The organism is Ktedonosporobacter rubrisoli, assembly GCF_004208415.1.
Classification (GTDB): Bacteria; Chloroflexota; Ktedonobacteria; order Ktedonobacterales; family Ktedonobacteraceae; genus Ktedonosporobacter; species Ktedonosporobacter rubrisoli.
In genome coordinates, this window is record NZ_CP035758.1 from 7,320,908 (window position 1) to 7,332,696 (window position 11,789).

The following is an 11,789-nucleotide window of genomic DNA, read 5'->3' on the forward strand; positions in this document are numbered from 1 at the left end:
TCCCTAATTGTCACCAGCCCCAAAGGGTTCAATAGGTACGATTGTACCACCTCCAGGCAGGAGAACAGGAGCATTATTGCTGTTGTTGTCATTATTATTATTGTTGTTACACTTCTTGCCATGGCAATGCTTCTTGTTATGCTTGCCACCATCATCGTTCTCGGGCGGCGTTGAATAAGAGTAATCGCCCTGAATCGTTGGCATCGTCCCATCAATAAACCAGTCGGTCACTGTCGCTTCTCCTGGATGGGGCAACAAACCAGTCTGCGCCGAAACAGAGCCTGTATGCACATCAGCGGGCCTTACAAAGTCATCGGCTGGGAAATTATACAGGTGCGAAGCATACTCCATAACATCATGCCAGATGTAACCGGCCCCTGTAATACCTACCACGTTATTCATAATAGAATTGTCGCTATTCCCAGCCCAGACGCCCACAGCAATATGCGGGGTATAGCCTATGGTCCAGTTGTCGCGGAAGTTATCGGTTGTACCGGTCTTCGCTGCGGCCGGACGATCTAATTCCAGAGGGTTGCCTGGCGAAAATTCGTGGTAACGCGCCTTATTGTCTGAGAGGATGCTGCTGATCATGAACGATACATCAGCGCCTACTGCGCGCTGGCCCTGGGGGTGGGCCTCGTTATATTTATATACGGGGCTCCCCTGATTGTCAGTAATCTCTAATATCGAGGTAGCTGGCGCCCTGATACCCTGGTTGGCAAAGGTCGCATAAGCTCCGGTCAAGTGTAAAAGTGAGACCTCCGACGTACCAAGCGCGAGGGTTGGCCCAAACGAATCCAGAGGTTTGCTGGCGATTTCCGAGAGACCGAGACGCGCCGCCATATTCACCACATTAGGAACACCTGCATACATCAGTGCGTCCACTGAAGGGATATTATACGAGTTAGCGATCGCCATGCGCATCGTCATGGGAAAATCTGTATGATATTTTTGATCATAGTTTGGCGGCGAATAGTAAGTGCCATCATCCAGCTGACGCGGATAGTAGGTTTTGTGATCAGGAACGATCATGCCAGGATACCAGCCCAGCTCAAAAGCTGTGGCATAGACAATGGGCTTCATCGATGATCCCGGCTGGCGCAAGGCCAGGGCACCATTGTATTGCCCCTGCACCTCGGGCTTACTATCGTTATAGTTTGCGCTACCATCCATAGCCAGGATCTCTCCAGTATGAGGATTGATCACGACGGCGGAGGCATTATTGACGTTATTGGTGATATTTAATGGCCCGAAATTGCCTAAATAGGAGTCTTGTTGGGCCTTGTATAGATTGTCGTAGACGATCTGCTCGACTTTCTTTTCAAGATCGAGATCAAGTGTGGTGTAGACGTTGTAACCACCATCAAGCAGGTTCTGAGCGCCCAGTAACGGCACCAATACCTGGTCAACTACGTAGCGCACAAAGTGGGGAGCATTGGTTTGCTTCTCTTGCAGGGCTGAATACGAGACGAACTTGTAATCAGCCATCTCCTTATGCGCCTGCTCTTTCTGCGCCTTGGTGATCACGCCAGTATCGACCATCGCTTGCAATACCACAAGCTGCCGGTTGAGGGCCGCATCCTTGTTATAGATAGGGTTGTAAAGCGAGGGGCCCTGAGGCAAACCAGCCAGCATCGAAGCCTGAGCCAGGTCGAGCTGAGAAACTGCTGGCTTACAGCCATGCTTATCGCATTTAGGCTGGAGATTAAAGTAGTCCTGCGCAGCCGCCTCGATGCCATAGTTGAGATCACCATAAAAGACTGTATTAAGATACATCTCCATGATCTTCCATTTGGGATACTGCTGCGTCAGGCCGGCGGCTAACATCGCCTCTTCCACTTTTTGCTGCGGTGTACGATCCTGCTCGTCGAAAAGCTGTTTCTTGATCAACTGCTGGGTGACCGTGCTGGCTCCCTGCAAGGTTCCATGATGCTGCAGATCCGAGACGGCGGCGCGCGCAATACCATAAGGATCGACACCGCCGTTGGTCCAGAAGGTGCGATCCTCAGCGGCAACTGTGGCTTTAACCAGCAGCGGCGAAATATCGCTATAATTGACGTAGGTCCGTCTCCCGCGACCTATCTGGTTATCATAAAGTTGATAGAGCAAATGTCCATTGCGATCATAGATATGGGTGGTCTGAAAGAGCGAATGCTGAGCCATGCCATTAAGCAAGGGCAATTGCGACTGATAATAGGCATAAGCGGCACCGACACCACCGGAAAGCAGCACCACCACGACCACTAGAAGAATAACAGCGGTCTTCCAGAGCCAGGCGGGAAAGCCACCAACGCGCTCCTGGCGGCGCTTGCGAATGAGGATACGATTGACGCGCATACGGCGCGTATCTTGTTCTGTGAGTGGAGCAGGGACTTCCTCGGCTGGCGCGGGCAGAACTGCCACACTGACAGCGCTGCGCTCTTCCTCTGCGCGGGTTGCCTCCTGCTGAATCTCTTGTTGCTTGAGAAACAGCGTACTCTCGCGCTCCAGCTGCGCCCTCTTCTCTTCTTCTTTCTTGCGCTTTTCTTCCTGCAATTTTTCAGCTTTTAGAGCTGCACGCTGCTCAGCAGCCTGGCGCTGCACCTCTTGCGGGTCTAGAAACAGCGTAGGCTCTTTCTCCCACTGTGCCCTCTTCTCCTCTTCTTCTTCCTTTTTGCTCTTCTGCTGGCCGTCCTGAATCTGGCCCTCCGCCTTCAGCCTGGCGGCTCGTCGCCAGCTTTCTATAAGCGCGTCTTTATCTTTCGGGCGCTGACTCTCTGCTTTGCCAGCACTTTCGGCTAATTGCTCGCCCTCCTTTGGTTTCCTTGCCCCCTCTACCACGCTACGCCGATCGACAGGCTGGGTCTCTATCTCACTGATTTCGGCATGCGAAGGCTCTTTTGCGTCCCGAGCCGCGAGAGGTGGAATTTTAGCTTGCTCACGCTTGCCCTCCTTGAGTGGAGAAGAGCTTGTTTTGTGCGCATCCTGCTTCAAGAGCTGCGTCTCAACATCATTGCCGTTCTGGGTTTCGCGATCTTCAGCATTATCGGCATGCTTACTCGGTGCACTCTTATTTACATTTACCTTCACCCCATCACCACCATCATTTCTACTTACTACCCTGTTTCCCATACGATTGGCCCATTTACGTTCGTCCTCTCCACGTATAGAGGTGCTCGCGCTGCTGGACTGCGACTCGGCTCCGTTGCCGCTGGTGGCGTTGCTGCTTCTCTCCTGGTTCCCTGATCTGGAGAAGCCAGACGCCAGAGGGGGCTTCTTATTCTCCTCTACAGCTTGCTCGTTTTCCTGCTGGGCACTACCACTAGCGCCTCGGCTCGTAATGCGGTTGCCAATGCGATAGACGCGCCTGGAAGCAGCCTCTTTGCCATCGCCTGAGCTATTTTTGCTTTGCTCTACAGACGAGCCTGGAGTAACTTCTCCTCTATTTTCTATGCTCGCGGCAATGGGCCGAGATACAATAGATCCAGGGCCATCTTTAAGGCTCTGCTCATCCTTTTCATTTTTCTGCTTAAGAACCTCATTTTTCCTTTGACTATCCGCTGTGATAAGCTGCTCAGCATCTATATTTTTTGTATTGGTTTCATTATTTTTTTTCTCAATAGCATTCTGATCCTGACGATAGTCCTGTTTGGGGCTGGAACTTTGCCGATCAGGTCCACCGCCACTATTTTCATGTCTGTTACCCTTGATTTTACCCACAGCGGGTAATCTACCTTGAGTGTCTTCTTGCTGACTTCTGCTCAGGTCATCCATAGACATGCTGCGTCCTTCCTTGCAGGAGTAGGTGCTGGTGTATCATCCCTTACCACCTTTTATCTAGTTCATGCATACCAGGAGGCATCAACACCAATATACCGACGAATGACAATAATTTACGGATAATGAATATAGACTTCTGTCCCCCCCACCCTATAGGAGCCTGTGTTACACAGGCAGTATCATACCACACGACGCATACTGCACTGTTTTTTAATAACGTTCCAGGATGACACTTTGTTTCGTATACCGTACCTTCTGGGCATGCAACCCTCGTCGCCGAATTACGTAGATTATAGTGGTCCCATATATAAGGAGAACAATTATGAGTCAACAAGAATTTGTGCCTGAGCCGCAAAACCAGGATGAACAAATTCTGGAAAACGGCCAGAAGAATGAATATAAATCCTATTACTGGTCAACGACTCCTCACTCAGGAAATATACCAAAGGATGAACATCCCTCGACCTTTGAGGCCTCTTTACCGGCCTATAGCTATCCAGCTCAGGATACGCGACAAGGCTTGCGGCGGGAGGCAGAGTATGCCGAGGGGCAGGCACGCGAATATAGAACAGAGACCAGAAGCTATCAGGGGCAAAGGCGATTTCAGGCGCAAGTGCCGTCATGGGCCAGGCCGCAGCGGCACGCAGGCAAGCCCATTATGCGCATACTTGGCATCGTGCTGCTGGCAATTGTGTTGATAAAAGCCATACCAATAATGCTCGCGCTTGCGGCTGCCCTAATTGGTGCGCTGGCCTTTGTGCTACTGCTGCCAATTATCATTTTACTGGCTATCCTGATCCCATTCGCGATTATAGCCATTGTGATACTTTCTGCCCTTGGGATCTCGTTGGGAGGTTTGTTGCGCCCGCGCCGTCACTCCTGGAGCCAACGCTGGAGATAAGAGGGTGGGTGGCTTACTGCATTTGACAGGACTTCTGAGCTCTGCTACAGTTAGCACACTATTACTACTATTCTAATGATGAGATATAGACATTGACGGATAACATACATGACCAACCGGAGAGGCAGAATACGATCGAGGCCTTTAACGAGATAGACCTGACAAACGTGCGCGAGCTACGCAACCTGCTCTATGCACACAATATGCGCCCTAACAAATCCTTTGGGCAAAATTTTCTTGTTGACCGTTCAGTACTACTCAAGATTGTGCAGGCCGCAGAAATCGAGGCACAAGATGAAGTCCTGGAGGTGGGTGCAGGAACAGGGGTATTAACACGCGAGCTAGCCAGGCGCGCGCGCCGCGTTGTAGCTGTAGAGATAGAGAGAGACATGCTGGCCTTGCTGGAGAAAACGACGGCTCCATATACCAATGTCGAGCTGATAGCGCGCAACTTGCTCTTTCTCAATCCTGCCACAGTTTTTGGGCAAGCGCCCTATAAACTTGTGGCAAATTTGCCATATTATATTACGGCTCCCACGTTCCGGCACTTTTTAGAGAGCGAGAATGCGCCAGCGTTGCTTGTTGTAATGGTACAGCAGGAGGTGGCGCAGCGTATCACAGCGGGTCCTGGGGATCTCAGCTTGCTGGGCGTAAGCGTCCAATTTTATGGGCAACCGCGTATCGTTGCCAGAGTGCCAGCTCAGGCCTTTTATCCTGCGCCGAAGGTTGACTCGGCCATCTTGCGGATAGATGTGCACCCACAGGCGCCGCTTGCTGCACAGGAGCGCGAAGGCTTCTTTCGGGTGGTCCAGGCAGGTTTTTCCGAACGCCGCAAGCAATTACACAATTCACTTACGCATAGCCTGCACTATAAAAACGAGCTTATACGTAGCTGGCTCGCTGAGGCCTCAATTGAGGCCAGTCGCCGCGCCGAGACTCTGAGTATCGAGGAATGGTTGAGGCTGTGGGAAGTGATAAAAGAGGCGCAGGACAATACCTAACATAACATGGTATTATAATGGATATGGTACAGCACGATTGCAGCAGATAACACAGAGTAATTAACCAGATGGGCCGCGAGTGAGGCCTGGCGTGATGTTCACATTCTCCCAAACGTTCAGTAGATAGACGCATATTTTCATGTATAGGAAATAGTAAGACTTATGTCAACGCAGGAGCAGTTCTGTGAGAACTGTGGAGCAGCGAATGTAGCGACGGCACGTTTCTGTCAATTCTGTGCCGCGCCGCTCCCATTCAAACACACAACAGGCATGTTACCAGAGCAAACATTGCTCAATAGCCGCTACCAACTCGAAGCACGCATCGGTCAGGGCGGAATGGGAGCCGTATATAAAGCAGTTGATACGCGCTTCAATAATCGGCCCATCGCGATCAAAGAAATGAGTAGAGCAGGCCTGCCAGAGGCAAGCGTTGAAGAGGCTGAAAGAGCATTTGAAAGTGAAGCGCGTCTTCTGGCTGATTTGCTCCATCCCAATCTCCCGCGGATCTATGATCATTTTACAGAGGGCGAGCGCTCTTACCTGGTCATGGATTTTATTGAGGGGCACACGATTGAGGATCAGTTGGAAAAAGATCCAGGCAAGCCTTTACTCCTGGAGCAGGTTCTTAGCTGGGGTCAACAGCTCTGCGACGTTTTGGGCTACTTGCATAATCACCAGCCCCCGATCATCTTCCGCGACCTCAAACCATCCAACGTGATGATCAGTGATAGCGGGCATATCTTCCTCATCGACTTTGGTATTGCACGCGTCTTTAAGCCGGGCCAGCTGCATGACACTGTAGCACTGGGGTCTCCTGGCTATGCTGCTCCCGAGCAATATGGTAAGGCGCAGAGCACGCCACGCTCGGATATCTATAGCCTCGGTGCATTGCTGCATTGTCTCCTCACGGGAGTCGATCCAAGCGAGCAACCATTTTTCTTTAAGCGCGCATCACAATTAAATCCTAACGTGCCACCCGAGCTTGACGAGCTCTTAGAGCAGATGCTCAATATGGATGTCGAGAAACGTCCGGCCAGCGTACAGGAGGTTTCTCACATATTGCAGCAGGTTGATCAGAAGCGCATCAGCGGAACCTTAACGCAGACGCAAACAAGAATTCAGGTTCCCCCAGCGCGAACGACGGCGCAGCAGATCCTGCAGGATGCTTATAATCTCTACTCGCAGAGGCGCGTACGCGAGGCCCTTGCCGCTTACGATAAAGCCATCCAGACCGATGGCCTGAATGCTGAGGCCTGGCAGGGCCGTGGCTTGACCCAGGCCATAAATGGTCAGCACCGCGACGCCCTGGCTTCATTCGAGCGCGCCTTGCAGCTCGATAGCAATCTAGTTACCTCCCTGAATGGCAAGGGTACGGCGCTGAATATGTTGCACCGCAACGAGGAAGCTCTGAATGTCTTTGAGCGTGCTTTAAAGCTGGCTCCCGACAACGCCTTCTCCTGGAATGGCAAAGGAGCTGTGCTAAGCGCCCTTGGCCAACCAGAACAGGCGCTTAACGCTTTTGAGGTGGCGCTGCATTTTGATCCCCATATGGCTCAGGCCTGGAGCAATAAAGGCCTGGTCCTCAGACAGCTTAAGCGCTATCAGGATGCCTTGCGCGCCTTTGAGCGTGCTCTTACCTACGATTCGAACTCGGTTAGCTACTGGAACGGCAAAGGCCTGGTTCTCTATGAGATGGGCCGCTTGAAGGAGTCCTGGAATTCCTTCCAGGAAGCGCTGAAGCGCGATCCAAATTATCCTCCGGCGCTGTATGGCATGGGAAATGTCTTTTACGCGCAGCAGCGGCTTAATAAGGCACTTGAGTCCTATGATCAGGCCCTGCGCATCGATCCCAATTTTGTGAGAGCCTGGGATAAGCGCGGCAATGTGCTTGGCGATATGGGCAGGCTTAATAAGGCACTTGAGTCCTATGATCAGGCCCTGCGCATCGATCCGCGCTTCGCCTCTTCCTGGAATGGCAAGGCGAGCATTCTTTGCCAGATGGAGCGCTACGGGGAGGCTCTTGATGCCTATGACCGCGCCTTGCGCATCAATCCTGAGGCGGCTTTGTCCTGGAATGGCAAGGGTAACGCGTTCTATCAGTTAGGGAACTACGAGCTTGCTCTGCAGGCTTATGATCGTGCGCTCCTGCTAAATGCGCGCATGGTCTCGGCTCTTCACAACAAGTCTCTTGTCCTGAAACAGTTGGGCCGCAATAATGAGGCTCTGGCTGCCGCTGAGGCGGCAATCAGTCTGGCTCCCAACGATCCCGATAACTGGCAGCGGAAAGCAGAAGCGCTACGCAAGTTACACAGGCGCAAGGATGCAAAAGTGGCCGAGGCAGAGGTTGCCAGGCTACGCGGCGAAGCTTAGCAACGCTTGCTATGGCCTGGAGTATCTATCCGCACGCAGCCAATATGGCCTTGGGAGTTAGCATGGGCCTTCCGGTTGCGCTGGGCGGAATCGCAGCTCCCGCCCTCGGTCATATTGCCTATCTCTCTGGCATAGCAATAAACCTGGCTAGTTGTGACTGCTATACCACTTGTCGGTACGGTTCTTATTACTGGCGTTACCGCACTCTGCAGTGTGGCGTAAGCTAGTGCAGTCTGCGCGCAATGCTATCGTGAATGACTACGGCATCATCGTCGTAACCCGAGATTGCTTCTGCGCTAAAGCCTTTTTGCCCCCGATGTCCTAAAGTTTTGCCGGCCAGCTCTAATCCAGCAATGCGCATCGCTACAGGCGGATCGATATTCAGCAATATTTCATCTACGGTACCAACTTCAGTTCCGTTATCACTGACAACTTTGCTGCCATGAAGGTTCTGGCTGGTAGGCAGAGGCGGCAGGGCCTTGATCAACATTTGCTCGCTATCTATGCTGATGCCCTTGGCATCAATGGTCTGGATGGCAGTCACGGGCAACGAGCGATTCCCCAGAACAGGCATGCGCACACATAACGCATAAACTGAGTTGGTGCCTGGCTTAAAGTAGAAATCCTCGACAGTACCCAGTGTTCTACCCTGTTTAGGAACAATGACCGGCGTATTGCGTAGCTCTGACCATTTCCTGGCAGCTTTACTATTAGCCATATATAATTACTCCTCAATCCACAGATGATCATCTTAAGCCCTCAAGCTATGCTTAACAGGGCTCTTGCTCTATTATACAGCTACGCAGACCAGACAGGGAACATTAGCCAGTATTGACGAAATTTCTAAGCTTCTGTCATTTATCAGAAAATTTACTGTTTCTCAGAAAACGAGCCATGCTGCCAAGCGCTTTCAGCGCATCAGCTTTCTCACAGAACTTGGCGTAGCGTCGCCTCTCATTCTTTTTCAGCTCTTCCCTTCTCTCCTTCATGAAATCTTGCCACATTTTTGCCACCATATCTGAGAAATACGCCAACACATGGGGAAAAATGGTCGCATTTCTGGCGCATCTCAGGTATACTTGCACGTGAGAAGGAGACATGCGATTCTAGCACAACGCAAGGGAAAACGGTCATGAAAGTGAAAGGTTCTCTTGATTCCGAAATGAGAAGGAGGTGGCCCTGATGAATCGTCATCGCCCCGTCAGAGGGACATTAGGGGTCCTCTGGCTGTTCTGGGTGGCACTGGTTCTCAGTGGCTGCACGACTGCCTCGCCGCAGGCGCGTTCGACGCCGACTGCGGCGCCACGATCAGCATCTTCGCCTTCAGCTCCTCCTCCCTGTCAAACCCAGCACCTCCTGCTCGCTTTTGGCACCTTCGGCGCCGCTACCAGCAACGAGGCCGCACAGTTTGTCCTGGTGAACCAGTCGAAGCAGAGTTGTACGCTCTCCGGCTATCCAGCGGTCCAGCTCCTGGATGCTCAACACCAGCCCATCCGAGCACACGTCAGGCAAGTCACGCAGGGGTTTCTGTATCAACAGCAGGTGCCCCATCAGTTTGTCCTTCAGGCGGCGGGAAAGGCGTATTTCGTGGTCTCCTGGACCAACCAGGGCTGTGGGAAGCTCCCTCCAGGTGTAGGCCCTCCAGGATCCTTTGCTTCCCCAGTCTCCTTTCTGCGAGTCACCCCGCCTCTCAATCAGGCACCCCTGCTGGTCGCCACCCCCCAGTGGGGGGGCCCGTTCTGTCCGTTCAGAAACTTTGTGAACATCTCTCCTCTGGAGCCGTACAATATCTTGCAGCAGCCTCGATGATCTCCAAGCTGAAGCCGCGTACTTCCGCGAAGCCAGCCACTGCGTGCGCGCGTTTCATGGAGCAGTGAGGGAACTGCGTGAGCGATCAGCTCTCCTTTTGAGAGGGGAGCTACTTACGGAGAAACCCGATTTTCGCTCACGCAGTTCCCAAATGAACACTTCGGCATCAAAGCAGAGACCAGTTCGTTTGGCTTTTCAGCTTTGCGCCCGCGTTCTGCTTGCATAAAATCGTGCAGTCTCCTCGCGCTGCTTCTGGGAGTGACGCGCCAAATTATGAGAGAGACACTGGTCATTTCATCAGAGCTTCACAGCGCGGAAGAGATGAGATAAGATGTCGCGCCAACTAATACGAGAGACCAATGTGCTGAATGCGCCTCTCAAGCCGATATGGGCAAGTTATCTGAGAGGAAACGCGCCAGGAATAATTACTTTAAATGACAGCTTCTCCTTCGCCTCAATCCATCCGCTCTGCCATGATCTCTCTTCACTCTGCGCAGAGCTTGCTTTTCGATCTTCTTCCTGCTATAATAATAACTGACTGGACAGTTATTATTATACTTTTACTAACCTGCTCTTTTTCAGAGAGGCGCTGTTGTTTGAGACGACAAGAGATGGAGGATTATTCATGTACGCTACAGAGAAGAAAAAGCAGGCAAGAACGAATATGCAGCCCCGCGCGGGCATCGGGGGCGTGTGGGATCGCCTGGCAGGACCTGGAGCAACGGCAGCAGAAAACTGGGTTAATCTCACCTGGGTACTATTGTTCACCATAGCAGCCCTGGCTTATCCACTGCTTTCCCACTTGAAATGGAACTTCTGGCAACTTCTTCTCGTTGGCCTGATCGCCTTCGATATTGCTGGTGGAATCAGCGTGAACGCATCGCCAGCTGCCAAACGCTGGTGGAATCGGCCTGGCCAGGCTTTAAGCAGCATTTCGGCTTTGTGGTATTCCACATTCATCCCTTTATCCTGGCTGCTCTGTTTGCTGGCTTCTCCTGGATCGCAGCAGCAATCATCTATGCGTCTGTATTACTTGCTGCTCTTCTCATTCTGCTCACGCCGCTGAACGTCAAGCGGCCGGTGGCCTTCATTTCGTATGCTATTCTCGTTCTTATCGGCATATATCTGATCTCCGTGCCCATAGGCCTGGCGTGGTTTTTCCCTTTCTATGCGCTGAAGTTACTCCTTGCCCACCTGTTACCCGAGAAAGGGCTGGGATACGCACAAGAGAATGATGCTACATCTAGCTAGCAGCAAAAATTCTTCTATTCGTTGCTTTCGAGAGCAGTTAGCACTTCGAGAGTAGATTTTGCATTTCGACGTCTTCGCGCTCGAAATGCAGCCACACTCTCACGATGGGCACAGGCCTCGGAACAATACCGTTTGCGCATATTTTTTGAGGCGTCGATAAAGGCGGCCTGGCATGACGGAGAGGCACAAATGCCAAAACGATCTGCACCAAATTCGCAAAGCACAACGGCCAGACCCATAGCAGTAGTTGATGTTAGCCAGTGAGCACAGCCCTCTTCTGCCGACTCAAAATGCAAATGAAAGGGGCCATGGTGCCAGCTGATACGCGGCGTCGCACCGCTTGCACGCAGCTCTTCGTTCAATAGGGCTGCGGCTGCTTGTTCATCGACCGAAGCCAGTTCAAAAACAGTGCGCAGAGAGCTTCGCAAGGCACGCACACGCAGCACATCGTCATTACTAAGCTCCCAACTATGCAGGGCTGTTCTATACATACCCTTTGCCACCCGGTAATGCGGCTTCTTGTCGGCTTCTTCAGGACTAAGCTCATATATGACCTCATGTTCTTCCATAAACTTCCGCAGATCCTCTTCGCTAAGCAGAGTATCGCGGCCGCTTACCGGATGCAAAGTGTTTATCAGATCAACAGCCAGGCTGACTGAGCGGGATGTGTAGTGGGTAAAATCCACTTGACATGTCAC

8 protein-coding genes are annotated in these 11,789 nt (G+C 52.0%); 5 read left to right on the forward strand and 3 right to left on the reverse strand.

The window, feature by feature from the left end; all coding sequences use genetic code 11:
* Nucleotides 1–3 precede the first annotated feature (3 nt).
* Nucleotides 4–3,759: a transglycosylase domain-containing protein gene (locus tag EPA93_RS31880; RefSeq protein ID WP_129891388.1), complete on the reverse strand. Its 3,756-nt coding sequence runs from the start codon at nt 3,757–3,759 to the stop codon at nt 4–6.
* Between the two features lie 322 nt (nt 3,760–4,081).
* Between EPA93_RS31880 and EPA93_RS31885 the strand changes: the two genes are divergently transcribed.
* From EPA93_RS31885 to EPA93_RS31895, 3 genes are all read left to right on the forward strand, one after another.
* A complete protein-coding gene (locus EPA93_RS31885; protein ID WP_129891389.1) occupies nt 4,082–4,660 on the forward strand; it encodes a hypothetical protein in 579 nt (192 codons plus the stop codon).
* Between the two features lie 92 nt (nt 4,661–4,752).
* A complete protein-coding gene (gene rsmA, locus EPA93_RS31890; protein ID WP_207229255.1) occupies nt 4,753–5,661 on the forward strand; it encodes a 16S rRNA (adenine(1518)-N(6)/adenine(1519)-N(6))-dimethyltransferase RsmA in 909 nt (302 codons plus the stop codon).
* 162 nt (nt 5,662–5,823) lie between these two features.
* Nucleotides 5,824–8,031, forward strand: coding sequence for a tetratricopeptide repeat protein (locus tag EPA93_RS31895; protein WP_129891390.1), 2,208 nt, complete (start codon nt 5,824–5,826; stop codon nt 8,029–8,031).
* A 223-nt stretch (nt 8,032–8,254) separates the two neighbouring features.
* Here EPA93_RS31895 and EPA93_RS31900 read toward each other — a convergent pair whose 3' ends face one another.
* Nucleotides 8,255–8,749: a PRC-barrel domain-containing protein gene (locus tag EPA93_RS31900; RefSeq protein WP_129891391.1), complete on the reverse strand. Its 495-nt coding sequence runs from the start codon at nt 8,747–8,749 to the stop codon at nt 8,255–8,257.
* A 464-nt stretch (nt 8,750–9,213) separates the two neighbouring features.
* Here EPA93_RS31900 and EPA93_RS31905 point away from each other — a divergent pair, with 464 nt between their 5' ends.
* Both EPA93_RS31905 and EPA93_RS31910 read left to right on the forward strand, forming a co-directional pair.
* Nucleotides 9,214–9,840: a DUF4232 domain-containing protein gene (locus tag EPA93_RS31905; protein ID WP_129891392.1), complete on the forward strand. Its 627-nt coding sequence runs from the start codon at nt 9,214–9,216 to the stop codon at nt 9,838–9,840.
* 625 nt (nt 9,841–10,465) lie between these two features.
* On the forward strand, nt 10,466–10,906 hold the full coding sequence (locus tag EPA93_RS31910) for a hypothetical protein (protein WP_129891393.1): 441 nt from the start codon (nt 10,466–10,468) through the stop codon (nt 10,904–10,906).
* A 199-nt stretch (nt 10,907–11,105) separates the two neighbouring features.
* Here EPA93_RS31910 and EPA93_RS31915 read toward each other — a convergent pair whose 3' ends face one another.
* A complete protein-coding gene (locus EPA93_RS31915; RefSeq protein ID WP_129891394.1) occupies nt 11,106–11,777 on the reverse strand; it encodes a CGNR zinc finger domain-containing protein in 672 nt (223 codons plus the stop codon).
* Nucleotides 11,778–11,789: the final 12 nt, after the last annotated feature.

Coding starts and splice junctions, on each gene's coding strand:
- EPA93_RS31885 (WP_129891389.1), top strand. CDS start 4,082: ATGAGTCAACAAGAATTTGTGCCTGAGCCGCAAAACCAGGATGAACAA.
- EPA93_RS31910 (WP_129891393.1), top strand. CDS start 10,466: ATGTACGCTACAGAGAAGAAAAAGCAGGCAAGAACGAATATGCAGCCC.
- EPA93_RS31895 (WP_129891390.1), top strand. CDS start 5,824: ATGTCAACGCAGGAGCAGTTCTGTGAGAACTGTGGAGCAGCGAATGTA.
- EPA93_RS31900 (WP_129891391.1), bottom strand. CDS start 8,749: ATGGCTAATAGTAAAGCTGCCAGGAAATGGTCAGAGCTACGCAATACG.
- EPA93_RS31880 (WP_129891388.1), bottom strand. CDS start 3,759: ATGTCTATGGATGACCTGAGCAGAAGTCAGCAAGAAGACACTCAAGGT.
- EPA93_RS31905 (WP_129891392.1), top strand. CDS start 9,214: ATGAATCGTCATCGCCCCGTCAGAGGGACATTAGGGGTCCTCTGGCTG.